The 24,682-nt window shown below is 52.0% G+C and carries 21 protein-coding genes; 18 read left to right on the top strand and 3 right to left on the bottom strand.

Annotated elements, in window-relative coordinates; all coding sequences use genetic code 11:
• Positions 1 to 199: 199 nt before the first annotated feature.
• The 7 genes from AV656_RS05980 to AV656_RS05950 all read left to right on the top strand — a co-directional run bounded on the left by AV656_RS05980 (position 200) and on the right by AV656_RS05950 (position 9,546).
• Positions 200 to 1,399, top strand: a complete 1,200-nt coding sequence (locus AV656_RS05980; protein WP_063179837.1) for an aminotransferase class I/II-fold pyridoxal phosphate-dependent enzyme — start codon at positions 200 to 202, stop codon at positions 1,397 to 1,399.
• Positions 1,400 to 1,464: 65 nt separating this feature from the next.
• Positions 1,465 to 2,211, top strand: coding sequence for a WecB/TagA/CpsF family glycosyltransferase (locus AV656_RS05975; RefSeq protein WP_063179835.1), 747 nt, complete (start codon positions 1,465 to 1,467; stop codon positions 2,209 to 2,211).
• 201 nt (positions 2,212 to 2,412) lie between these two features.
• Entirely contained in the window at positions 2,413 to 6,153 is a 3,741-nt protein-coding gene (locus AV656_RS05970) for a S8 family serine peptidase (protein ID WP_231877267.1), read from the top strand.
• 149 nt (positions 6,154 to 6,302) lie between these two features.
• Entirely contained in the window at positions 6,303 to 6,989 is a 687-nt protein-coding gene (locus AV656_RS05965) for a hypothetical protein (protein ID WP_063179831.1), read from the top strand.
• A gap of 133 nt (positions 6,990 to 7,122) precedes the next feature.
• The gene (locus tag AV656_RS16585; protein ID WP_063179829.1) at positions 7,123 to 7,389 is read left to right on the top strand and encodes an alanine:cation symporter family protein; all 267 of its coding nucleotides are present in this window, start codon (positions 7,123 to 7,125) and stop codon (positions 7,387 to 7,389) included.
• A gap of 87 nt (positions 7,390 to 7,476) precedes the next feature.
• Complete coding sequence (locus AV656_RS05955) at positions 7,477 to 8,796, top strand: NAD-dependent malic enzyme (protein WP_063179826.1); 1,320 nt, start codon at positions 7,477 to 7,479, stop codon at positions 8,794 to 8,796.
• A 42-nt stretch (positions 8,797 to 8,838) separates the two neighbouring features.
• Complete coding sequence (locus AV656_RS05950; RefSeq protein ID WP_082818626.1) at positions 8,839 to 9,546, top strand: glucosamine-6-phosphate deaminase; 708 nt, start codon at positions 8,839 to 8,841, stop codon at positions 9,544 to 9,546.
• Positions 9,547 to 9,610: 64 nt separating this feature from the next.
• On the opposite strand, the gene AV656_RS05945 is transcribed toward AV656_RS05950, so the two are convergent.
• On the bottom strand, positions 9,611 to 10,141 hold the full coding sequence (locus AV656_RS05945) for a hypothetical protein (RefSeq protein ID WP_063179824.1): 531 nt from the start codon (positions 10,139 to 10,141) through the stop codon (positions 9,611 to 9,613).
• Between the two features lie 185 nt (positions 10,142 to 10,326).
• On the opposite strand from AV656_RS05945, the gene AV656_RS05940 reads away from it, so the two are divergent.
• Positions 10,327 to 11,364 (top strand): glycosyltransferase family 4 protein, encoded by a 1,038-nt coding sequence (locus AV656_RS05940; protein ID WP_063179822.1) that lies wholly within the window; start codon positions 10,327 to 10,329, stop codon positions 11,362 to 11,364.
• A 379-nt stretch (positions 11,365 to 11,743) separates the two neighbouring features.
• Here the strand turns inward: AV656_RS05940 and AV656_RS05935 are convergent, their stop codons facing one another.
• Positions 11,744 to 12,724: an LCP family protein gene (locus AV656_RS05935; protein ID WP_063179820.1), complete on the bottom strand. Its 981-nt coding sequence runs from the start codon at positions 12,722 to 12,724 to the stop codon at positions 11,744 to 11,746.
• 119 nt (positions 12,725 to 12,843) lie between these two features.
• The gene (locus tag AV656_RS05930; protein ID WP_063179818.1) at positions 12,844 to 13,476 is read right to left on the bottom strand and encodes a YigZ family protein; all 633 of its coding nucleotides are present in this window, start codon (positions 13,474 to 13,476) and stop codon (positions 12,844 to 12,846) included.
• 123 nt (positions 13,477 to 13,599) lie between these two features.
• Here AV656_RS05930 and AV656_RS05925 point away from each other — a divergent pair, with 123 nt between their 5' ends.
• The 10 genes from AV656_RS05925 (at position 13,600) to cccB (ending at position 24,423) form a co-directional block, all read left to right on the top strand.
• Positions 13,600 to 14,778, top strand: a complete 1,179-nt coding sequence (locus tag AV656_RS05925; protein WP_063179816.1) for a sensor histidine kinase — start codon at positions 13,600 to 13,602, stop codon at positions 14,776 to 14,778.
• Entirely contained in the window at positions 14,775 to 15,449 is a 675-nt protein-coding gene (locus AV656_RS05920; protein WP_063179814.1) for a response regulator, read from the top strand. The genes AV656_RS05925 and AV656_RS05920 overlap by 4 nt, the downstream gene beginning before the upstream one ends.
• 162 nt (positions 15,450 to 15,611) lie before the next feature.
• On the top strand, positions 15,612 to 16,193 hold the full coding sequence (locus AV656_RS05915; protein ID WP_063179812.1) for a YybH family protein: 582 nt from the start codon (positions 15,612 to 15,614) through the stop codon (positions 16,191 to 16,193).
• A 93-nt stretch (positions 16,194 to 16,286) separates the two neighbouring features.
• Entirely contained in the window at positions 16,287 to 17,126 is an 840-nt protein-coding gene (locus tag AV656_RS05910; protein WP_063179810.1) for a DegV family protein, read from the top strand.
• 86 nt (positions 17,127 to 17,212) lie between these two features.
• Positions 17,213 to 18,586 carry a DEAD/DEAH box helicase gene (locus AV656_RS05905; protein WP_231877241.1) on the top strand — a complete coding sequence of 458 codons (1,374 nt, stop codon included), beginning with the start codon at positions 17,213 to 17,215 and terminating at the stop codon, positions 18,584 to 18,586.
• Complete coding sequence (locus tag AV656_RS05900) at positions 18,567 to 19,196, top strand: ComF family protein (RefSeq protein WP_063179806.1); 630 nt, start codon at positions 18,567 to 18,569, stop codon at positions 19,194 to 19,196. The genes AV656_RS05905 and AV656_RS05900 overlap by 20 nt, the downstream gene beginning before the upstream one ends.
• Positions 19,197 to 19,293: 97 nt before the next feature.
• Positions 19,294 to 19,863, top strand: coding sequence for a ribosome hibernation-promoting factor, HPF/YfiA family (gene hpf, locus AV656_RS05895; protein WP_063179804.1), 570 nt, complete (start codon positions 19,294 to 19,296; stop codon positions 19,861 to 19,863).
• A gap of 235 nt (positions 19,864 to 20,098) precedes the next feature.
• Positions 20,099 to 22,609 (top strand): preprotein translocase subunit SecA, encoded by a 2,511-nt coding sequence (secA, locus tag AV656_RS05890; protein WP_063179802.1) that lies wholly within the window; start codon positions 20,099 to 20,101, stop codon positions 22,607 to 22,609.
• 72 nt (positions 22,610 to 22,681) lie between these two features.
• A protein-coding gene (prfB, locus tag AV656_RS05885; RefSeq protein ID WP_156484836.1) for a peptide chain release factor 2 occupies positions 22,682 to 23,783 on the top strand; the annotation gives its coding sequence in 2 pieces (ribosomal slippage) (positions 22,682 to 22,753 and positions 22,755 to 23,783; 1,101 coding nt in all).
• A 274-nt stretch (positions 23,784 to 24,057) separates the two neighbouring features.
• Positions 24,058 to 24,423: a cytochrome c551 gene (gene cccB / locus AV656_RS05880; RefSeq protein ID WP_063179800.1), complete on the top strand. Its 366-nt coding sequence runs from the start codon at positions 24,058 to 24,060 to the stop codon at positions 24,421 to 24,423.
• Positions 24,424 to 24,682: the final 259 nt, after the last annotated feature.

The raw sequence follows: 24,682 nt of genomic DNA, 5'->3' as shown, positions 1-24,682 counted from the left end.
CTATTCCCTCAAGTTTCGTCCCAGGAGATTTCATCAACTCGAGCGGATGACTGCAAGTAGAGCCAGCAGGCGTCGGATTATGGATTATGATATGAAGCGGAAAAGAGAGGAACATAATCAATCTCTAATTTGGCAAAGTTTCTCCACTTCATACTCCTACTTCCCGCACATAAACTGACATAAGGAAAGGGTGATCACAATGGCGCTTAGGATCAATCCGCTGGTGGAGGGGACACCGCTGTCAGGGATCCGGCAGATGTCCAACAGGCTGCCTGCGCATCCGGGGGCGGTGAATCTGACGGTGGGTCAGCCGGATTTTCCGCCGCCGGACGACGTAAAGGAAGCGGCACGGCAGGCGATCGGGCAGCGGATGACGGGGTATTCGATGAATGCCGGGCTGCAGGAGCTGAGGGAGGCTGCTGCCGCGTACTACGGAAAAAAGTACGGTTTCCGCTATGATCCGGCGACCGAGACGGTGATTACTGCAGGCGGGAGCGGGTCGATGGATGCGGTGCTCCGGACCATTCTCGAACCGGGGGATGAGGCGATCATACCGGTGCCGATCTATGCGGGCTACGAGCCGCTGATCAGGCTGGCAGGGGCAATCCCGGTCTATCAGGATACCCGGCGTACCCGTTTTATCCCGGATGCAGATGCCCTTGAAAAGCTGATCACGCCCAAGACGAAGGTGGTCATCTTCAATAATCCGTCCAATCCGACCGGCGTCGCAATCCCGAAAGACCAGATGGACCGTCTGGCTGAGGTGCTCGCCCGCCACCAGGTCTATATCCTGTCCGACGACATCTATTCCGAGAATACGTTCGACGCACCGCATCAGTCATTTGGTGCCTACCCGGCGCTCCGCGACCGGCTGTTCCTGATCCACGGCCTCTCGAAGTCCCATTCCATGACGGGGTGGCGGATTGGGGTACTGTTCGGGCCGGCAGCGGTCATGAAGCATATCGTGAAGGTACATGCATACAACGCCATCTGTGCGCCGACCCCATCACAATACGCGGCGATTGAGGCGTATACAGGAACCACTGATGCACCGGAAAAGATGAACCGGGCCTACATCAAGAGAAGGGCATTCCTATTGGAGGCACTGAAAGAGATGAATTTATCGATCGTTCGCCCGACCGGCGCATTTTATGCATTCCCTTCCATCGAAGAATTCCCGATTACATCAAAAGAATTTGCAATCAGGGCGCTCGAAGAGGAAGGAGTGGCAGTCGTTCACGGAAGTGCGTTCACCATGTACGGGGAGGGCCATGTCCGAATATCCTATGCCGCCAGCAGGGAGCAATTGGAAAAGGGAATGGAGCGGCTAGGCAGGTTCGTCAGGAAGCTGCGGGGGGATACACCCACGACCGTCCCGGACACGTTGTTCAAAGAATGATCGGCTTAGTGGTATGATAAACTAATGATCTGCGGGATTAAATTTGTTCGGACGGTGGAGGACCTTTGAAGAAAGTAGACGTATTAAATATTGAATTAGACAATTGTACAAAACAGGAACTACTAAATGAGCTCTTTGATTCCATCAAGTCTAACCGGCGTCGATTCCTGGTTACTGCCAATCCCGAAATTATTATGATGGCAAATAAGGATTCGGGCTTTGCAAAGGTGATTCAGGCAGCTGATTACGTAGTCGCGGACGGGATCGGTTTGATTATAGGATCCAAAATTATCGGAAATCCGCTGAAGGAACGGATACCGGGTGTAGAATTAATGCAAGACCTCTTGGTTATGGCAGACGAAAACAATTTGAGTGTATATTTTTATGGTGCAAAGCAAGAAGTTTTGCAAAAGCTGAATACGGTGATCAAACAAGATTATCCCGGCCTGAAGATTGTCGGTTCGAGTGATGGGTATTCCAGTTCTGCTGAAGATGTCGCAAAACAGATAGCAATGACGGTGCCGGATTTGGTTTTTGTGGCCATGGGGGCACCGAGGCAGGAAACATGGATTTATAATCATTATAAGAATTTCAGCAAGGGGATTTTTATCGGAGTTGGAGGAAGTTTTGATGTGCTCTCGGGTACGGTAAAACGGGCGCCAAAGGTTTGGAGAAAGCTCAATCTTGAGTGGCTTTATCGGATTCTGACTCAACCTGCAAGGTGGAAGAGGTCCATGCTACTGCCTGCTTATCTCGTAGCCATTTTACAAATCAGGTTTAAGAAACGGCAACGTAATTCGATAAGAAAATAACTGTAAACATGCCCTGACAGTCCTTCGTAGAGCGAAAGACTGTCAGGCTTTTTTTGTTTGAGTCAATATACCTAATCCATTTTATTCTAATAGATTCTAATGGCATATTCCTGTTTTTAGAATATAATGATAAATTCATAATTGCCACTCTATTTCAGAGTGAAATTATGTAATTATAAGGGGGAAATTGGCTTGAAAACGATGAAGCGGGCATTGCTTTTGGCACTCGCGTTCGTCCTTTCATTCAGCACGGCGGCCTTCGCGGCAATACCGTCGGCCGGCAATGTGCCGTCTTCGGGCAAACTGGCGCTGGAAAAGCCTGCGCCGAAGCTGCCTGAGCGGCTGGCAGATCCGGAAAAGCCGGAAGCAGAGGTGCGGGTCATCGTCGAGCTGAACGAAAAGCCGGCGATTGAGGAAGCGACGAACAGAGGGATTCTGTATAAGGATCTCTCCAAGTTCCAGAAAGAAACCACTCAACAGAAACTGAAGACTGCACAGCAAAATGTGCTGAAAAATGCGAAGGCCAAAGCGCCCAGCATGAAGGTGAAAAACCATTTCACAACCGTCTTCAATGGATTCTCGGCCAACGTAAAAGCCAAAGAAGTGAAGGCGCTTTCATCCGTGAGCGGCGTCAAGGCTGTTTATGAAGCGGCCGAATATGAACGTCCGGCAGAGAAGCCGGAAATGATTTCGTCCAAAGATCTCGTACAGGCCCAGCGCTTCTGGGAAGAGTACGGGTTCAAGGGTGAAGGTATGATTGTTGGGGTCATCGATACGGGGATGGACCCGAAACATCGGGACATGGTATTGACCGATCCGTCTACTGGCGAACTGACAAAGGCCGAAGTTCAGAAGGAACTGGCTGCGGGTACCCTGCATGGCGGGAAATACTACACGCCAAAAGTTCCGTTCGGCTACAACTATATGGATGAAAACGACATCATCGGCGACATCGCACCGGATGCTTCCATGCACGGCATGCACGTAGCCGGCACAGTAGGGGCAAACGGCGATGAAGAAAACGGTGGAGTAAAAGGGGTCGCACCGGAAGCCCAGATCCTCGCGCTGAAAGTGTTCGGGAACGACCCGCTTTATCCGTCCACTTATGGGGATGTGTACGTCAAGGCAATGGATGACGCCATCCAGCTTGGCGCTGACGTCCTGAACCTGAGCCTTGGTTCGACGGCGGGTTATGTGGATGAGACAAGCCCTGAACAGCAGGCGGTTTCCCGCGCTGTCGATAATGGTATTCTGGTTTCCATCTCTGCAGGAAACTCCGCTCTCTACGGAGATGGTACCTTCTATAATTATACGGAAAACCAGGATTACGGCGTGACCGGGTCCCCGAGCGTCTCGAAGGATTCGCTTGGTGTGGCATCCTTTGAGAATGACATGGTCCGTACGATGAGCTTCGGCTACACAATCGGCGGCGGTGAAGAGCAGCGGAGCGGCTATCTTCTTGCCAACGACGTCGATCCAGTGGCTCAAGAACAGAAGGCGTTTGAAATCGTGGATGCCGGCTTCGGCCATCCAAAAGACTTCGAAGGAAAAGACATGACGGGCAAATATGCCCTGATCTCTCGTGGCGATCTTCCATTCGTTGAGAAAGGATTGAATGCACAGGCAGCCGGTGCTGCAGGGGTCATCATTTATAACAACACAGCTGGCACGATCAACATGGCATCCGATCCGGCCATCCGGATTCCGTACATGTCGATCCTCCAGAGCGACGGGAAGGCAATGTCGGATGCGGCCAAGGCGGGCGAGACCGTCACGGTCACATTCGACGGTGAGTATGTCAATACTCCAAACGCCAATGCAGGACAGATGAGCGACTTCACATCTTGGGGTCCGACTCCGAACCTGGACTTCAAGCCGGAAATCACCGCCCCGGGCGGCAACATCTTCTCGACACTGGAGAACAACCAGTACGGCATCATGAGCGGGACGTCGATGGCGGCGCCTCACGTAGCAGGCGGAGCAGCGCTCATGTTTGAACGGGTCGATGAAGAATTCGGTCTCACAGGCCGCGAGCGCTCTAAGTTCGCCAAGAAACTCCTCATGAACACGGCCAAGCCGGTCGTATTTGATGAAGAAAACGGCGACTATGTTTCTCCACGCCGTCAGGGCTCAGGCCTGATGCAGCTGGCCAACGCGCTCCATACGGATGTTGTGGTCACTGACTCGGCAACAGACGAAGCCAAAGTGGCGCTGAAGGAAATCAAGAACAATACGGTCAAACTGTCACTGACAGCGGAAAACTTCTCTGACGAGGAGAAGACGTACAATGTGTCCACTGCAGTCCAGGCGGACCAGTACGCAAATGCAGGCGTCCTCGTTACGGCTTCCAACCTCCTTGGTTCTATGGTACTGACCGATCACGTCGACATTGATGCGCCTGAAACCGTAACGGTTCCGGCCGGCGGCACAGCAACCATCGAAGTCTCGATCGACCTTTCGGATGTCGACGATCTGAAGACGGTCTTCACGAACGGCTACTTCGTGGACGGCTTCGTCTTCTTGGAGGATCCGAATGAAGAGATCACGGGCAATGTCCCGCTTTCCGTGCCGTTCTTCGGCTTTAATGGCGGCTGGGATGACGCTCCGATCTTCGATTACTTTGCATGGGACGAGCGTACGTACTGGGGTTCCACTGCCCTTGCGGATGAACAGGGCTACTTGATCAAAGGCGGCGGAAACTGGGATACAGACCGTTTCGGCTTCTCCCCGAACGGTGACGGTCTCCGTGACAAGGTGACACCAGTCTACTCACTGTTCCGGAATGCCAAGCAGATGGAAGTGAATGTCCTTGATGCGGAAGGCAAGAAAGTACGCACGATCCGGACGGCTGTGGATCTCCGCAAACACTATATCGCTTCCGCGACCGCCTTGCCGTATACGTACAGCATGAACTATGCATGGGACGGCAAGATCAACGGCAAGCCTGCGGAAGACGGCCAGTACTTCATCGAACTCAAGGCAGTCATCGACTTTGAAGATGCTGAATGGCAGTCGATCAAGTTCCCTGTGAAGGTGGATACGGTGGCTCCTGAAGCCGAATTCTCATACAACCCGGAAACCGATGTCGTCACTGCAGGCGGCTTCTCCGATGAGGGAACAGGCGCGGATGTCTGGGAAGTCATCCTGAACGGAAAGACAGTCAAAACACTGCCGGTCACCGAAACCACATTCGAAATTGCAGCGGATGAGGATGATGAGCTGAAAGCGCGTGTCTATGACGCTGCAAAGAACGTTACTGAGTACGATATTTCTGTGAAACCGGCAGAACAGAACCCGCCGGTCATCTATATCGATGAGCCGACCAACTTCTCCGTTTACGATACAAATAAAGTCACGGTAAGCGGCTATGTGGAAGATGAATCCTCAATCGCTTCTGTTACAGTGAACGGGGAAGCGGTATCTGAATTCGACGGCACAAACTTCTCCCACACGATCACACTGGAAGACGGTTTCCAGACGGTGAAAGTGGGCGCGACAGATGAACACGGCAATGAGATGTCCATCGCCCGCAGATTCTTCGTCGATGCGGCAGCTGCCGAACTTTCCATCAAGTCGAAGCTTCCTAAAAAGACAGAAGAAGAATTTGTCACCGTAGAGGTACAGGTGAAGGATCGCTTCGATGAGATCCGGCTCTATGTAAACGACAGCGAAGTATTTGCAAATGAGCTGAGCGAACCTTACGGCAGCAAGATCTTCGATCAGACAATCGAAGTGGATGTGCCGCTTGTTGAAGGCAAGTTCGACTACACATTCAAAGTCGTTGACCTTGGCGGACACGAAACCACTGAGACCGTCACAATCGAGCGCAAGCCGGCAAAAGGTGAAACACCTGGAAACGGAAAGCCGGATAAGCCGGGTAAACCAGATAAGCCAGGTAAACCGGATAAGCCGGGTAAACCGGATAAGCCGGGTAAACCTTGATTGTATGACGAAAGCCGGAAATATAAATCACCATAAGTAATTGTGAGCCCGACCGTGCGAGAGCCGGTCGGGCGTTTTGTATGTTTCCTCGTTTTGGAATTCCTGATATCGGGTACTTTTAAGGTACGACCCGACAGGAGGGAAACGATATGAACCGAGAATACGATCCGAAACAAAACGAGCGTCCAATGGAAGACGCGCATTATTCCGGATTGCCGGAAGCAGCCGGGCCTTTTATGGAAACAGGGCGTACCGACCCGCCGTCGCCGGAGCTGGATGGGGATCTGACGAGTGCGACGATGCCTTCAGATGCGTTGCTGGAAGATAACCTGCATCCGTCCGAACAGCGCGGCTTCTACAATGCGGAGGACCGTGAAGAGGCAATCAGAAATGGCCGGCTTGAAGAAGACGGCCGTATCGGGGAAGCACAGGCTGAAGATGGGGTCGCAGTAACCGGAGGGGACCGGGATGTCTATGATACGTTCCGTAACCCGGATAACGGGGACAGCGAGGTCATCGGAGTTGAGGACGGCAGCGTGAATTCCCCGGCAGTGGACCGTGCGCCTGATGAGGGTTCCGTCAGCATCGGGCCGGATGCCAGGGAGTTCAAGGAAGAACAGTTGAACCGCAGCAGAAGCAACGCTGCCTCGGAAGGCAGGATTCCGGCCGAAATGGTTGATGAAAACTATTATGATGGCGGGGTGCCGTCCCCGGGTGCCGACCCGAACCTTGGACCTGCGCCGTTCGGAGAGGAAGTGGAGCCGGCCATCGATCACTACGAGTCCAATGTGACCCGTGACCGGATTGATGACCGCCACCGGGAGCGTTTCCTATAAACAGATAGGGGAGATGGCGGCTGCAGAACAGGCAGCCGGCATCTTTTCATTTACAGAAAGCGGGCCGTTTGGCTTGGAATATCAATACATAGTGAGAGGGGAACGCACATGTTTCAGGAAGTGCTTGAATGGATTGTCGGGAAGGGAAATCGGTGTCCTGGCAATGGTGATGTTCGGCTCGCTGACACAGGTCCAGCTGGTCTGGAACATGGCAGACCTCTTTATGGGGACGATGGCCATCATTAACCTGGTTGCCATTCTACTCCTCGGAAAAGTGGCCTATAGCGTGCTGGAAGACTTCATCGTACAGAGACGGCGAGGCATGAATCCTGACTTTCATGCATCAACCATATCTGGTCTCAAAGGCGCTGAATGCTGGGAAGACAGGGAACGGGGTTAATCAGAGAGGAATGGTTTCCAGTTTACGTTACGTAAACACAATAGTAAAATGAGTAGGCACTGTTGACAGCAGGAGGGAAACTCATCAATGGAATATAGCATCATCAGAAATCTCATCGTTGAAATTCCGCAAGTGCCGGGGAATTTCGCAAAAGTCGTCTCTGTGATCGGATCTGAACAGGCAGATCTAGGAGACATTGAAACACTGAAAATTGGAACCCATTCAACAATCCGGGACATTTCTGTCCAGTTTGAAGACGAAGCACACATCGAGCGCGTCGTCGAAAAAATCAGCCAGCTTGGCGGAGGCATCACGATCCATGCCGTATCGGACGATGTGCTGAAGGCGCATGAAGGTGGGAAGATCCACATGGGCAGCAGAAGGGAAATCCGTTCTCTCGGTGACCTGCGACGTGTCTACACGCCAGGAGTGGCAAACGTCTGCAAGGCGATTGAGAAGGATCCCGAGCAGGCCAACTACTTCACAAGCATCGGCAACAGCGTCGCCATCGTGACGGATGGTACGGCAATTCTCGGCCTCGGTGATATCGGACCGGTTGCCGGTATGCCGGTCATGGAAGGTAAGGCCGTCCTGTTCGATCAGTTTGTCGGCATCAGCGGTGTCCCGATCCTTTTGGATACGAGCGATCCGGACGAAGTTGTCGAGACAATCAAGCATATCCATAAAGGGTACGGCGGAATCCTTCTGGAAGATATCGGATCGCCGCACTGCTTTGAAATCGAAGATCGGCTGAAGGCAGAGCTCGATATCCCGGTCATGCATGACGATCAGCACGGTACGGCCGTCGTGACGCTTGCGGCCATCCTGTCCGCTTGCCGGACAGCGGGAGTCGACCTGGCAAAGGCGAAGGTCGGCCAGATCGGACTGGGTGCAGCGGGGCTTGCCATCTGCCGGATGCTGATGGCCTATGGCGTGGAGGAAATGTACGGCAGTGACCTGAGCGATGATGCGAAGGACCGGCTTGAAAAAAGCGGCGGGACCGTCGTATCCTCTGTGGATGAAATCATGGAGAAAAGTGATATCGTCGTCGCTACCACAGGCGTACAGGGCCTGATCAAGAAAGAGCAGGTCAGGGAAGGCCAGATCATCCTGGCACTGTCCAATCCCCATCCGGAAATCAAACCGGATGATGCGCTTGCGGCAGGGGCGGCATTCGCGGCGGATGGCCGCCTCGTGAATAACGTGCTCGGATTCCCTGGCATCTTTAGAGGCGCACTCAATGCCCGGACAAAGGAAATCACTTATCCGATGCTGATCGCAGCTGCACAGGCGATTGTGGACAGCACCCGCGAGGGAGATCTTGTACCGCATCCGCTCGACCCGAACGTGCACGTCGCTGTGACCGAAGCAGTTGAGCGGGCAGCAAACACAGGAAAGCTTCAATAGCGGCTTAACAGGCATGAACCATAAAAAAAGGACGTGAAATAGTTGGCAAATAACATTCGGTATGTGAAAGTGGCGGACAAAAAAGAAGGCGCAGACGTCGTACTTGAACGCATGCGGGAGGAATTGGCAGGCGGTCTGGAAGTACTCGGCCTGGCGACAGGCAGCACGATGGAACCGATTTATGCGGCATGGGCCGATTCGGATCTTGACTTCTCGGGTGTCACTTCGTTCAACCTGGACGAATATGTCGGTCTGGGTGCGGATAATCCGAACAGTTATGCCTGGTTCATGAACCATCATCTGTTCAGCAAGAAGCCGTTCATGGAGACGAATATTCCGGACGGTACCGCTGACAATCTTAAAGAAGAATGCGAGGAATATGAGGCCCGCCTCCGTGATGCAGGCATCGATCTGCAGTTCTTGGGTGTCGGGGAAAACGGCCACATCGCATTTAATGAACCCGGGACGCCCTTCACGTCGAATACGCATGTGACACAACTTGCGGAATCGACCCTTGGTGTAAACAGCCAGTATTTCGAAGACCGGTCCGCAATTCCTGAAACTGCGCTGACGATGGGAATTGCCTCGATCCTTTCGGCCAAGAAGATCATTTTGATCGCCTTCGGGGAAAAGAAACGATTTGCCCTGGAACAGCTCGTAAAAGGCGAGGAGACCACTGAGTATCCGATCACTGCATTGTTAGGCCATCCGGATGTGACCATCATTACCGACCTTAATGGTATCAAGTAAGCCATAATCAAAAAGGATCCCGCAAGCAGATGTCTGCTTGCGGGATCCTTTTTAATGATCAGTATCAGTGCCCTGGATGTTCCGGTCCTTCTGCTTCATCAAGGTAATTGTCGAGCGAATCCTGTTCGTCATATCGTTTCCGGCGCTCCGCATCACCTAGCATGTTCGCCTCATTGCCGTCATAACGCCCTGTCGGGTCACCATAAACCGCTTCTGTCCCGTAGTCGGCGCGGCTGCCTTCAACAGCGTCTTCAACTGCAGCCTCTCCTCCTGCGACTCCCAGTTCCGTGAAGTCTGTGACCGGCTCCTGTTCCGTATAGCGGGAGTCCCCACCGGCAGACTTGTTGCCGAAATCAGGAACGGCATCAAGCTGGGCGCCGTTCTGGTATTGGTTGCGGGTCTGGAATTCGAATTCCCCGGCTGCATGTTTCCGGTCCCGGTTGCTCCAGTCGTTATTATCGTCCTGACTTGGGTTACCCTCCATCCGCGCTTCGTTGCGATTTTTCACGTCACCAAAAATCTCCTTTGTCTTGCCGGCCAGTTCTTCAAGGGAATCTTTCGCTTTGTTGATGAACTCTTGATTGTCTTGTCCCATCCGAAATGCCTCCTTGACGATGTAGTTACCATGATATTTCCCCCGATTTGCTAAATCGAAACGGTAAATGAAACTTTTCGCTTGCTCAATCGTCTATTTACACCGAGTTAACAATGGGTTAACATTTCAAAGAACGTGGTATAATTAATTTGAATGTTATAGCGATTCGCGGGAGGCAGGTAAAAATGATAATAGCAGTACTGGTAACGCTGATCGCGGTATTGCTTTACACTCCGCTAGTTAAACGGTTGGCAATTTACCTGGGAGCTATCGATAAACCGAATTATAGAAGAATCAATACACGAAACATTCCCAGACTTGGAGGACTTGCGATTGTCGCTGCCTTTTTGACAGGTCTGATTGTAGCAAGACCAAATAATGAGGATCTCATGCCAATACTGATTGGTGCGCTCATTATTACCATTGCAGGTGTAATGGATGACCTGCTCGATATCACGGCAAAAGCTAAGCTTTTCTTTCAATTCATAGCAGCCGGCGTTGTTGTTGTATTTGGCGGACTTCATATCGAATTCATTAATCTGCCTTTTGGCGGGCAGTTGGATTTTGGTTATTTGAGTATCCCGCTGACGATTGTCTGGATTATCGGAATTACAAATGCCATTAATCTTATTGACGGGCTTGATGGTTTGGCCGCCGGTGTTTCAATGATCGCTTCCTGTACATTGGCAGTTATGGCCGTCATTATGCAGGATTCATTTGTTATCGTGATGTCAGTTTTGTTAGCTGTATCTTGTGCCGGTTTTTTGTTTTATAATTTCTATCCTGCCAAGATCTTTATGGGGGATTCCGGTTCACTGTTCTTAGGATTTATGATTTCAGTATTGGCATTGCTTGGATTTAAAAATGTAACAATCATCTCGTTGGTCATTCCGATTCTGATTCTCGGAATTCCCATTCTCGATACACTTTTCGCTATCATTCGCAGAGTGAAAAATAAGCAGCCGATATCAGCACCGGATATGCTGCATCTCCACCATTGCCTGATCAACACCGGGTTCTCACATCGACAATCTGTGCTTTTGATCTATGTCGGATCGATATTGCTTGGAGGCGCAGCCATTTTATTCTCCCAGGCAACGGTATGGGGGGCTTTGGTAATCACGGTCATCATACTCTTGGCAATGGAACTCATTGTTGAAGTCTTAGGTTTGGCCGGCAGAAATTATCGTCCTATACTGGGCTTGGTCAGGCAAAGGAAATAAATAAGAGATGGCAACAGCCGCAACATGTGGGTCTACACATCGAATATAATATTCGGCCTATTGGGCGAACAGATAACTCCGGTTAATTGCCGGAGTTTTTTTTTTTTGGATAAAGGCAGGAGGCTTTGCCGGTCTCTGAATTCTATAATGATAAACTGAGTTCGCCTGTGTATCGCCTGTTGAGAAGGTCTCCGGATGCGCCAATCTGGACGATAAGCCGATGTTATAATCATTTTTCAACGTCAGAGAGTTCGTTTCGCAAAAGGGACTTGAGTCTTTGTGTCTGGTATTTAACGATAAAAAAACCGAGCCGGGACATTTTTGCAATGTCCGCAACTCGGGGTCATTTAATGCAGTTAAGCATGGATCAAGTCTAAAATTACTCGCTCATGCCGAGGGGTGTTTCTAATTCGAGATGGCTCCGCAAATCGGAAGAAAGGCTCTGAAGATTCTCTTCATCAATTCTCCAATAATATACTCCAGTTGAACTATCATCATACCCTTGAAGTGTATAGGTCTCAATCAGGGGCGATCCATTATTCAAGTAGGCAATCATCGCTTTCATATCATCAAATGATAAATCTGTAGTCATGTTATTGCCCAAGGCGTCGATCACCTCTCCGTATTTTCCTACGGATGAAACGGAACCTGCTTTTTCGATCATTGATTTAAGGATAACCTGCTGACGCTTACCTCTTTCGATATCGCTGTCTGCTTTTCGGGTTCTTGCCAAAGCAAGCGCGTGGCGTCCATCAAGATTTTGCAGACCCGGTTTAAGGTGAATAGTTTTTTTGTCGTTCTCATCCAATTCTATGCGTTCATAAGGAACATCCACTGTAATTCCGCCAAGAGCGTCAACTACATCAATAAAAGCATTGAAATTCATCTTGACGAAGTAGTCAACAGGAATATCAAGTAATTCCTCAACCGTTTCGATAGAAGCATCCACACCGCCAAAGGCATGTGCATGAGTGATTTTATCCTGGTAGCCAACTTCAGGAATGTATACAAGTGAGTCCCTTGGAATACTCAAAAGTTTGATACTCTTGTCGTCATTGTTTAAAGTGGCCAGCATCAATGCGTCTGACCGGCTGTTCGAATCGTTTCGTGATTCGCTATCGTCAACACCGATGAACAATATGGAAACATTGTCCTTATAAGGCTCGATCTTTTCTTCCCGTAGAGCCGAGCCATCCCGGGCATGATATGCATTATCGGCGGCATGTTGTGCTTTTTTGTAAAGATGAACAGTATAGGAGCCGGCGAGAAGCAAAACAGTTACAGTGAGCATGCCGATTATTTTATAAATTGTTTTTTTCTTCGAAGCATGCTTTCTTTTTCTGTATTCTTTTCTTTTCATTTATTTTCCTCCGGGAAAGCCAGGGTGCATGTACTTATTATATAAGTTAACACTCTGGTAAAATTGCCAATCCCCTATATTATACTACTCCTATAACCTTACGTAAAACGGTTAGTGCTTTATGCGTCGAACTCGAGAAATTCTTTGTGCTCCATTTCGACAACTGCCTGGCCGTTTGTCAGATTGGCGATCCAGTCGCGAAATTTGTTTTCTTCTGCGGCAGGCACATAGACAAAAGCCGAGACCGCTTCGGCATAATCCAGCCGGTCCAGGGGGTAAGGCGACATATGCAGCTCATTTTCGACTTTACCGAGCCATGTGTAGTCGATTGTCACTTTCATGAGGTGGTGGAGCCTCCGTTCGACAATTCCCGTGTTGTTCAGCACATCGGAGACTGCACTGCCGTATGCCCGGATCAGTCCGCCACCACCCAGTTTGATGCCGCCGAAATAACGCGTCACAACGACAACGGTGTCCTTCAGGTTCTGCTTTTTTAGTACTTCAAGCATGGGAACACCAGCTGTGCCACTCGGTTCGCCGTCATCATTGGCTTTCTGGATCTGGTCATGTTCGCCGATCAGATAGGCGGAGCAGTTGTGAGTGGCAGAATGGTGGGCCTGCTTAATTTTTGCGACGAACGCCATCGCTTCATCTTCCGTTTCGGCACGCGCAACATGGCCGATGAAACGGGACTTTTTGATGGTGATTTCGCTCTCGCCGTTGGCTTTCACGGTGCGGTAGTCGTCTCTCATGCCATCAGCCTCCTTGCTGTAATGTAATTTTAATATATTTCAATCGCTGTAATGCTATAATATACACAGTCTAAACTCAAATGCCGGAAATTACCGGTTCCGGACGATGAGGGGATAGAAGAAATGCCTGTAGATAAAGTAGACATACATGCACTTGATGCCATTTTCAGCTCGATGGTCCGGTCGCTTGACCAGTCCAAAAGCGATATTTTCATCATTAATGAGGAAAGCCGCCGCCAGATTGAAGAACTGCGGGAGGATCTGAGACGGACAGAAGAAGAAATTTCCCGGGCAATAACCGAAGGGGAGAAATTGTCGGCAGCTTCCTTTGCGGCCAGGGAGAAACTTCAGCACGTCTCGGTCCATTTCTCTGATTACACGAAGGATGAAGTGCGTGAGGCCTATGACTCCGCACATGAAGTACAGCTGGAGTTCATGCTGAACAGCACGAAGATCCGCCAGTTGAATGATCTGAAGCTACATCTCCAAAACCGGATCCGGACATACGAGGACTCGATGGCACGGGCAGATCATCTGGCCGGCCATGTAAACGTCGTGACCAAGTATCTCACCTCCGATCTGAAGGATGTCGGCCCGGCACTCGAGTCGGCCAAGATGCGCAAACACTTCAGCATGAAAGTGCTTGAGGCCCAGGAGGAAGAGCGGAAGCGCCTTTCCCGGGAAATTCATGACGGTCCTGCCCAGATGATGGCGAATCTCGTGATGCAGCTTGGACTTGTCGAGCGTGTATTTAACGACAAGGGCATGGATGCCGGGCTGGCCCAGCTCGGTTTCACGAAAGAACTCGCCAGGAGCACGCTGTCCGAAATTCGGCGGATCATCTACGATCTCCGGCCGATGGTGCTTGATGATTTCGGGCTTGTGCCCGCACTCAGCAAGTATGTGGAAAAGATCCAGGAATACCATCCGGATATCCGTTTCACGTTCGAATCAAAAGGTGTCGTGGCCCGGATTCCGCAGGGAACCGAAGTTGCGGTTTTCCGTCTGGTACAGGAGGCCGTCACAAATGCCATCAAGCACAGCGGAGCAACTGTGATCGATATCCGGATTGAGATTTGTGAAAACTGGATCCGGGCATCGGTCACTGACGATGGGCGCGGCTTCGATCCCTCAAAGACCGGCGATTCTTCTTTCGGTCTGCAGGGGATGACAGAGCGTGTCGCACTGCTGAAAGGCGAATTTGAAATCAGGACAGAGGAAGGGAACGGGACCGAAGTTCTCCTGACCCTTCCGCACGATCAGCATGCAACAGATAAAGACGCAGGGGGGAAATCAGGTTGACGAACATCATTATTATCGACGATCACCAGCTCTTCCGCGAAGGCGTGAAGCGAATCCTGGACTTTGAAGAAACATTCAATGTAGTGGCGGAAGGCTCCGACGGGGACGAAGTCATCCGACTGTATGAGCAGCACCATCCGGATGTCGTCCTGATGGACATCAATATGCCTGGCAAAAGCGGGATCGAAGCGACCGGAGAGCTGATGGCCGCCCATCCGGAAGCAAAGATCATCATCCTCTCGATCCACGACGACGAATCATATGTAACCCATGCGATGAAGACAGGCGCGCTCGGCTACATGCTGAAAGAAATGGACGCGGATGCAATTGTCCAGGCCATCAAAGTGGTGGCGGCAGGCGGCTCGTATCTCCACCCGAAAGTTACTAAGAACCTGGTGGCCGAATTCCGTCGGCTCAGTGCAAAGGAGCATCTCGGCTCGTTCCATCAGGCGGAAATCCGCCGTCCGTACCACTTGCTCACAAAACGGGAATGCGAAGTGCTCCAGTTATTGACAGACGGTCAAAGCAACCGTGCGATTGGAGAATCTCTCTACATCTCCGAGAAAACAGTCAAAAACCATGTCTCCAGCATCTTGCAGAAAATGAACGTCAACGACCGGACCCAGGCTGTCGTGACAGCCATCAAAAACGGATGGGTGGAAGTTCGCTGACCGATTTAAAAGATTGCCCGGCCTTGTCCGGGCTTTTTTCTGCAAATAAATGGAAACACCACTGCCGAACCTTTTTGTTCACCGCTTCGTCAAGGTATCGGATAGTTAATCCGTTGCATCGGAATCCGTTCCTGTGCCAAACTATCCGAGGAGGGAATCGACATGAAAAAAATGAAATGGCTACTGGCTCCGGCTGCAGCTCTTCTGCTGATGGCAGGCTGCGGCGGAAGCGATGAAGGAAATACCAATTCCACTGATGAAGGAAATGCGCCGGCCGGGAAACAATCGGCCATCGGACACGGAACGGAGGACGGGGCGATCGGCTTTGAAATGACGGACGACGGCTCGATCGAGGAAGCGTCCGGCGTTCCCGAGGAAGAGAAAAATGCCATCCTTGATACGTTTGACCGATACATCGATACATTCAACAGCGGAGACATAGACGGCTATCTGGAAGTCCTCGCGACGGGCGAAGACGCCTACGACCCGGAACAGGAGCGGGCTGCTTTCGAACAGATGTCCGCCCAGTTTGACAAGGTTGAGCGGACACCGTCGGACATGACGGTCGTCTCCTACGAAGAATCGGAAGCGCAACTGTTTGCAAACCTCGAGACGACACTCGTTGATAAGGAGACTGGTGAGTCCGTAACCGAAAAAGGACGGCAGGTTACCGTGCTCACAAAGCAGGATGGAGAATGGAAAGTAAAGGAAGTCTATTACGTCGGCAATATGCCGGGTAGCTGAATCCTGAAGCCCGGGCGGATATCCGCCCGGGCTTTATATTGATTCCGTTTTCCATCAGGATTTAGTAGAATGAGGACAACGGAGGTAGATAGTATGAAAACGGCCATCGTGACCGACAGCACCGCTTATCTGCCCGGACCGGAGCGGGACCGGCTGGGCATCCGGATGGTTCCGCTCAGCGTCACCATTGACGGGAAAACCTATGAGGAAGAAGTCGACCTCGAAACAGATCGGTTCTATGATCTTGTCAAAGAGGGAGAACTCCCCAAAACCTCACAGCCTCCGATCGGAAAGTTCACAAAGTGCTTTGAGAGCCTTAGAGAAGAAGGATTTGATGCAGTTGTCGTCGTCACGCTTTCAAGCGGCATAAGCGGTACATTCAATTCCGCGGTCCAGGCCGGAGATTTGGTGGACGATTTGGATGTCCGCGTGTTTGACTCTGAGATTGCCTGCATGCCGCAGGGGTTTTACGTAACGAGAGCGGCAGGAATGGCAATCGAAGGTGCTTCACCGGAGTCAATCATGGCGGAACTGAATCGGATGAAGAAAAACCTCAGTGCATATTTCATGGTGGATGACCTGTCCCATCTGCAGCGCGGCGGCCGTCTGTCCGGAGCGCAGGCGCTGATCGGCGGATTGTTGCAGGTAAAGCCGCTGCTGCACTTCGAGGACAGGGTGATCGTTCCGTTCGAGAAGATCCGTACCCGGAAAAAAGCCATGAACCGCATTGCAGACCTGCTGGCGCGGGACACTGAGGAAGGTCCGCTGGAAGCAGCCATTATCCATGCAAACCGAAGGGAAGACGCGGAAGCATGGAGAGCGGAACTGAGCGGGAAGTTTCCTGATGTTGATATTACGATCAGCCATTTCGGACCTGTAATCGGCACCCATCTCGGGGAAGGGGCGATGGGGCTCGGCTGGGTGAAGAAGTGACCGTTTCCGGCGGTCATTTTTTGTAAATTTTTTGTTCAGAAAATTCTGTCCAAAAAAGGGGGAGGTGCATAGGCATTCAGAGTGAATTGCAGGAATTTCTTCAGGGCCGGATCTGGCTTCGGGAACTCTTGCCATTTGGCCAAGAGGCGGTGGACGGGCTGATCAGGGACGGGCTGATCGGGACCGTTCCGGGCATCACAACAGTACGGAAATGGCATGGCGGGACCGCCTCCCGCTGTAACCGGTGCCTGTCTGAAGATGCCCGTCACTTTCACGCATTCAACTGCAGAAAGTGCGGAAAGATCTGCAGGTATTGCCGTCATTGCCTGAACATGGGGCGCGTCGCCCAGTGCGATGAACTGCTCTATTGGAGCGGACCCGACCTCCCGCCGGCAGGGAATGCGGTCTTGGCATGGAAGGGCCGGCTCACCCCTCTGCAGGAGAGGGCGGCGGGAGAACTGGAAGAGAGCCTGCTGGCGCGCAGGACGCACCTGCTTCACGCTGTCTGCGGTGCCGGGAAGACTGAGATTCTCTTCGGACCGGTCCACCGCCTGTTGTCGGAGGGGAAGCGGGTTTGCATCGCGACACCGCGAACTGATGTGGTTCTGGAACTCCTGCCGAGATTCGAGAAGGCGATCGGCGAAACAGTCATCCACGGACTGTACGGGGGTTCGGGTCATGGGGATGGTCTTGCCGGACTGGTCATCGCCACCACGCATCAGCTTTTCCGGTTCAGGGAAGCGTTTGATGCCGTAATTGTCGACGAGGCCGATGCATTTCCCTATTCGTTCGACAGGACTCTGCGGCTGGCGGTCAGAAAGGCATTGAAATCCGACGGGGTGCTGGCTGTCGTCACAGCAACCCCTTCGCCTTCAATCCTGTCGGAGATTGGCAGGGAGGGCCGCAGATCGGTGATCCCGGTGCGGTTCCACGGCCATCCGCTTCCGGTGCCCCGCGCGGCCCCGCTTTTCGGTTACCGGAAGAAGATATCTGAGGGGAAAATACCGGAGCGGCTGAAAACCTGGACTTTGGAGCGGCTGAGAAAGGAAGAGCCTTTCCTCATTTTCTTTCCTTCCATTCCGCTCATGGAGCAATGTCTGCCGCTTTTCTCAAGTCTTGATGCCGGGATCGGCGCGGTGCATGCATCTCATCCTGAAAGACGGAGTCTCGTCATGGCCCTTCGAGAGGGCCGGGTTCCCGGGCTTCTGACGACGACCATCCTGGAAAGGGGAATTACGATTCCACGGCTCCAGATTGCCGTGGTCGGCTCGGAAAAAACAGTATTTGACCGCTCGGCCATCATCCAGATCAGCGGGCGGGCAGGCAGGTCACCGGAACATCCGGACGGGGAGGTTATCCTGTTCCATCACGGCATCACACCCGAGATGGATGCGGCAGTCCGCGAAATTCGCCGGCTGAACTTGGAAGGGAGGAAGACATTTGGAATGCCTGCTTTGTGACAGCCCGGTTTCCCGGCCGCCGACATGGAAGGGGCTGTTCACCGATCGGGGGAAGAGCCGCCTTTGTCCGCGGTGTGAAGAAGGTTTTGTTCCTGCTGAGGGATCGCCCCTTCTTGGAGACTGGGACGGGACGCCGTATGAGGGAGCGCTGGATGCCGCTGTTTCGCTTTATGTTTATAACGATGCGATGAAAAACTACCTCCGTCAGTATAAATTCTTGAAAGATGCGGCACTGGCCGGCGTTTTTTCGGATGCAATCCGGCAGGCCCCTATCCTGAAGAGGCGCAAGGCGGTACCGGTGCCGATGCATCCGGAGCGTCTTTCTGAGCGTACATTTCCACAGGTCGAGGAAATGCTTGCATTCGCCGGCATCCCGTTTGTCCCGCTTCTCGAAAAGACGACGGCCCGTAACCTGGGCAAAATGGGCCGTGAGGAAAGGAGGGCGTCAGAACCGCTATTTTGCCTGGCAGAAAATGCAGAAGTCCGGCAGGCCGACTATGTACTTGTCGATGACTTGTACACGACCGGGACGACATTGCATCATGCAGCCCATGTGCTGAAAAATTCCGGGGCCCGCTCGGTCGCCGCTCTGACGCTGATTCGCGCATGAATATCACGAATTCGACAAGTCCGGCTTTGTTTTTTAGAGGGATATCGAGGGAAGATGAAGAATAGAACATATATAGCCTGACAAAGGAGGAGTTCATATGCTGAATTTCAATATCCGCGGGGAAAACATCGAGGTCACGCCTGCCATCCGCGAGTATACGGAGAAAAAAATCCAAAAACTCGAGCGTTACTTCACGGATGAGGTGAACGCAACGGCACATGTCAACCTGAAGGTGTACAACGACCGACAGACAAAGGTCGAAGTAACGATCCCGATGAAGAACCTGACCCTCCGGGCGGAAGAACGGAACTCCGATATGTATGCGGCAATCGATCTGATTAATGAAAAGCTCGAACGCCAGATCCGGAAGTACAAGACAAGGGTGAACCGCAAATTCCGTGAGCGGGAAGGTGTGGCGTCCTATTTCGCAGCCGTGACTGAAGAGAACGAGACGGCGGCTGCCCAGGAGGAAAGCGATAACGAATTTAATGTCGTGCGCACCAAACAGTTCAGTCTGAAGCCGATGGACCAGGAAGAGGCCATCCTCCAGATGAACATGCTGGGACACTCTTTCTACATTTTCACCGATGCCGAATCGAATGGAACGAACATCGTGTATAAACGAAAGGACGGGAAATACGGCCTCATTGAAACCGAGGTTGAATAACCTGCCCTCCATTCCAAGGCCCGCCCCTTTCCGGCGGGCTTTTTTTCGTCCTGCTGCCGGATGATGGATTTCGGAGCGGACCAAAAACATTGCCGCATAGGGCATAACATCACAACAGACTTCGGAATCTTTCAAATTTCGACTCCTGCCAAGCGGCCATACCGCTTTAGGAAGTTTGCAACGGGTGCATGGCGGGTGTTAAAATGGACTTTGAGACTAGTTAGGAAGTGACGACATGCTAGGCGTTTTAAATAAAATGTTCGACCCGAATAAACGGGATGTCAAGAAACTTGAAAAGATTGCTGATGCTGTTGAATCCCATGCTACAGAAATGGAACTGCTGTCAGATGCCGAACTTCAGTCAAAGACATTAGAATTCAGAAGCAGGATCGCTGCAGGCGAGTCGCTTGATAAGATCCAGCCGGAAGCGTTCGCCGTTGTCCGAGAGGCTGCACGGCGGGTAGCCGGCATGTTCCCGTTCCGCGTCCAGATCATGGGAGCCGCTGCACTGCATGACGGGAATATCGCAGAAATGAAGACCGGTGAAGGGAAGACCCTCACTTCGACAATGGCCGTCTACCTGAACGCATTGGAAGGCAAGGGTGTCCACGTCGTGACGGTAAACGAATACCTCGCAAGCCGTGACGCATCCGAGATGGGTCAGATCTATGAATTCCTCGGCCTTACAGTCGGCCTGAACCTGAACAGCATGGATAAGGATGAGAAGCGGGAGGCCTACCAGGCAGATGTCACGTACAGCACGAATAACGAACTGGGCTTCGACTACCTGCGCGATAACATGGTGCTCTATAAAGAAGAGCGCGTCCAGCGGCCGCTCCATTACGCGGTCATTGACGAAGTCGACTCCATCCTGATCGATGAGGCGAGAACCCCGCTGATCATCTCCGGCCAGGCCGAGAAAAACGCGAGGCTCTATATCCAGACGAATGCGTTCGTCCGGACACTCAAGAAAGATGAGGACTACTCCTATGATGAGCAGACGAAGGGTGTCACGCTCACCGAGACGGGGATCGAGAAGGCCGAGAAGGCGTTCCAGATCGATAACCTGTTCGACTTGAGCCACGTACGGCTGAACCATGCAATCAACCAGTCGCTCAAGGCGCATGCGAGCATGCACAAAGATGTCGACTATGTTGTTGAAGATGGCAAGGTCGTTATCGTCGACTCGTTCACCGGACGTCTGATGAAGGGCCGCCGCTACAGCGACGGGCTGCACCAGGCAATCGAGGCAAAGGAAGCACTCGAAATCCAAAATGAGTCCATGACAATGGCGACAATCACGTTCCAGAACTTGTTCCGGATGTATGACAAACTGTCCGGGATGACCGGTACGGCCAAAACCGAAGAAGAGGAACTTCGGAATATCTACAACATGAACGTCATTGTCATCCCGACAAACAAGCCGATTGTCCGTGACGACCGGCCTGATCTGATCTACGCTACGACCGAGGGGAAATATAAAGCGGTCGCGGAAGAGATCAAGCAGCGACACGAAAAGGGCCAGCCGGTCCTGGTCGGCACCGTTGCGATCGAGACATCGGAGATTATCTCCGCCTATCTCCGCAAATACGGTATTCCGCATAATGTGCTGAACGCGAAAAACCACGAGCGGGAAGCCGAAATCATCACGGAAGCCGGTAAGCGGGGCGCAGTCACGATTGCCACGAACATGGCGGGCCGCGGGACCGACATCAAGCTCGGTGAAGGCGTCCGCGATGCAGGTGGCCTTGCCGTCATCGGTACGGAACGGCATGAATCCAGACGGATCGACAATCAGCTCCGCGGGCGTTCCGGCCGTCAGGGAGATCCGGGTATCACGCAGTTCTATCTGTCCCTGGAAGATGACCTGATGCGCCGCTTCGGTTCCGACAACATGAAGAACATGATGTCCCGGCTCGGCATGGATGATAACCAGCCGATCCAGTCGAAGATGGTTTCACGAGCGGTTGAATCTGCCCAGAAACGGGTAGAGGGCAATAACTTCGACGCGCGGAAGCGCCTGCTTCAGTATGACGATGTTTTGCGCCAGCAGCGCGAGATCATCTACAAAGAGCGTAATGACGTGCTCGAGACCGACAATATGCGAGAACTCGTAGAGTCGATGATTGATGATGTGATCCAGCGCATGATCCCCGTGTATACAGCGGAAGAGAACAGCGGAAACTGGAACCTGAAAGGCCTGGAAGATTATCTTGCAGCCAACCTGCTTCCGGAAGGCGTACTGACCGTTTCCGAACTGGAAGGCAAAACGCAGACCGACATCATTGAGTTGGTGAAGGAAGAGGTCGGGAAGCGCTATGACGAAAAGGAAGCGGAAATGACTCCGGATCGGATGCGGGAATTTGAGAAAGTCGTCCTGCTCCGGTCCATCGACAGCAAGTGGATCGACCACATCGACGCGATGGATCAGCTTCGCCAGGGGATCCATCTCCGGGCTTACGGCCAGAACGATCCGCTTCGCGAATACCAGAACGAAGGGTTCCGGATGTTCGAAGAGATGGTCGATGCAATCCGTGACGATGTTGCCAAGTATGCGATGAAGGCGGAAATCCGCCAGAACCTGCAGCGCGAGGAAGTCGCCAAGGGAGAAGCTGTCAATCCCAAAGAGGGTGGCGGCGAAGTGAAGAAAAAGCCGATCCGCAAAAAAGTGATCGTTGGAAGAAACGATCCATGCCCTTGCGGCAGCGGCAAGAAGTTCAAGAATTGTCACGGCACCACGGCATGATGGCCCGGACGGCTGACCGCCGTTACGCATGATCTGTGTACAGTGCGACATATTTAGGAGGAATTCATGATGATGGAACTTGCAGACGCAAGAAATCAGCTCGATACTACAGCCGGGAAACTGGCGGGCTTCAGGGGGTCTCTTTGACTTAGAAAACAAAGAGGCAAGGATTCAGGAACTTGACGAGCGCATGCTCGAACCGGGTTTCTGGGACAATCAGGATGAAGCCCAGAAAGTCATCTCCGAGGCGAATGGCCTGAAGGACGTCGTGAACGAGTATCGCCGTCTAGAAGACACCCAGGAAAACCTTGAGATGACTCTGGAACTGCTCCGGGAGGAAGACGACCCGGATCTCCACGCGGAACTTTCGGATGAACTCCAATCCTTCAGTGAAGATCTGGAGTCATTCGAACTTGGGATGCTATTGAGCGAGGAGTACGACAAAAACAATGCCATTCTCGAGCTTCATGCAGGTGCGGGCGGCACGGAGTCCCAGGATTGGGCCTCGATGCTCCTCCGCATGTACACCCGCTGGGGTGAGAAGCGCGGCTATAAGGTGGAGACGCTTGACTACCTCGGCGGGGATGAAGCGGGCGTCAAATCGGTCACAATCAGCATCAAGGGCCATAACGCCTACGGCTATCTGAAAGCCGAGAAAGGCGTGCACCGGCTTGTCCGGATCTCGCCGTTCGACTCGTCGGGCCGCCGTCATACTTCATTTGTTTCGTGTGAAGTGATGCCGGAGTTTGACAACGAAATCGAGCTCGACATCCGATCGGAAGATCTCAAGATTGACACATACCGTTCGAGCGGCGCAGGCGGGCAGCACGTCAACACAACCGATTCCGCGGTCCGGATTACACACCTACCGACCAATACGGTTGTCACCTGCCAGTCCGAGCGCTCCCAGATTAAAAACCGCGAACAGGCGATGAAACTCCTGAAGGCTAAACTTTATCAGCTGAAAATCGAGGAACAGGAAAAAGAACTCCTCGAAATCCGCGGTGAACAAAAAGAAATCGGATGGGGAAGCCAAATCCGCTCCTATGTATTCCACCCGTACTCGATGGTGAAAGATCATAGGACAGATACGGAAACAGGCAGCGTCCAGAACGTCATGGACGGCGACATTGACCTGTTTATCAACGCCTACCTGCGATCCAGGATTTCCTGAGATGGCAGGCAATAAGTAAACAGACAGACGGGAACGGCACCTCATGGATGCCGCTCCCGTCTGTTTTGCATAGGTCTATCGTGTGCTTATGGGCTGATTTCCGCACAAATCTTTGTATTGCTGTCAGCCGGTCTGATTTATAAAAATACAATTATTTCCTCTGAATTCATCCCTTTGTCACGAAAGCCCCAGCTGACCCAGCGTTTCATGTTTGAAATCAGGACGGTTTGGTATACTAATGGGGAACACATGTCGAAACTGGAGGGATCAGAGAATGAAAAAGAAACTCTTGGCAATGCTGTTCGGCTCCGCACTCATTCTGGGTGCCTGCGGCGGTGGAAATGATACAGCCGAGGATGAGGCCGAGAAAGGCAATGACAACACAGCCACAGAAGAGTCTGCAGGTGAGAACGCAGCCGGTGTGGATCCTGAAAAGGTCGTCCAGCAGAAGTGCATTTCCTGCCATGGGGAAAACCTTGAAGGCCAGGGCAATTTCCCTGCACTGAATGATGTCGGCTCCCGCCTGTCGAAAGATGAGATTCATGATATCGTCGCAAATGGTAAAGGCGCCATGCCTGGCGGACTCGTTGAGGGCGAAGAGCTGGATGCGGTCGTGCAATGGCTTTCCGAAAAGAAATAATCATGCTGCCGTTTTCCCGGCCAAACCCGGGGGAACGGTCTTTTTAATGGTCATAAATTTTATTATTGCCTATTGTGTATTCTTTTATAAAAACTCCGACTTTGACACAATCCTCCAAATGCCCCTCTCTTTCCTTGCCAATCTACAAGAATCCAGCAATATCAACGATTTCTGTAGTCAAAATGAAATATACTTGTAATAAAACACGAGATTTATAGTGTTATAATGAGCGTGCCGGAAAATTTTTGCCCATGTAATA

This window comes from Bhargavaea cecembensis (assembly GCF_001619585.1).
Taxonomy (GTDB): domain Bacteria; phylum Bacillota; class Bacilli; order Bacillales_A; family Planococcaceae; genus Bhargavaea; species Bhargavaea cecembensis_A.
This window is presented reverse-complemented; position numbering and strand designations above follow the sequence as displayed.

Bases quoted from the DNA above. Each gene is read 5' to 3' on its own strand.
- secA (WP_063179802.1), top strand. From the start codon at position 20,099: ATGCTAGGCGTTTTAAATAAAATGTTCGACCCGAATAAACGGGATGTC.
- cccB (WP_063179800.1), top strand. From the start codon at position 24,058: ATGAAAAAGAAACTCTTGGCAATGCTGTTCGGCTCCGCACTCATTCTG.
- AV656_RS05980 (WP_063179837.1), top strand. From the start codon at position 200: ATGGCGCTTAGGATCAATCCGCTGGTGGAGGGGACACCGCTGTCAGGG.
- AV656_RS05915 (WP_063179812.1), top strand. From the start codon at position 15,612: ATGAAAAAAATGAAATGGCTACTGGCTCCGGCTGCAGCTCTTCTGCTG.
- hpf (WP_063179804.1), top strand. From the start codon at position 19,294: ATGCTGAATTTCAATATCCGCGGGGAAAACATCGAGGTCACGCCTGCC.
- AV656_RS05970 (WP_231877267.1), top strand. From the start codon at position 2,413: ATGAAGCGGGCATTGCTTTTGGCACTCGCGTTCGTCCTTTCATTCAGC.
- AV656_RS05935 (WP_063179820.1), bottom strand. From the start codon at position 12,724: ATGAAAAGAAAAGAATACAGAAAAAGAAAGCATGCTTCGAAGAAAAAA.
- AV656_RS05955 (WP_063179826.1), top strand. From the start codon at position 7,477: ATGGAATATAGCATCATCAGAAATCTCATCGTTGAAATTCCGCAAGTG.
- AV656_RS05910 (WP_063179810.1), top strand. From the start codon at position 16,287: ATGAAAACGGCCATCGTGACCGACAGCACCGCTTATCTGCCCGGACCG.
- AV656_RS05940 (WP_063179822.1), top strand. From the start codon at position 10,327: ATGATAATAGCAGTACTGGTAACGCTGATCGCGGTATTGCTTTACACT.
- AV656_RS05930 (WP_063179818.1), bottom strand. From the start codon at position 13,476: ATGAGAGACGACTACCGCACCGTGAAAGCCAACGGCGAGAGCGAAATC.
- AV656_RS05925 (WP_063179816.1), top strand. From the start codon at position 13,600: ATGCCTGTAGATAAAGTAGACATACATGCACTTGATGCCATTTTCAGC.
- AV656_RS05965 (WP_063179831.1), top strand. From the start codon at position 6,303: ATGAACCGAGAATACGATCCGAAACAAAACGAGCGTCCAATGGAAGAC.
- AV656_RS05945 (WP_063179824.1), bottom strand. From the start codon at position 10,141: ATGGGACAAGACAATCAAGAGTTCATCAACAAAGCGAAAGATTCCCTT.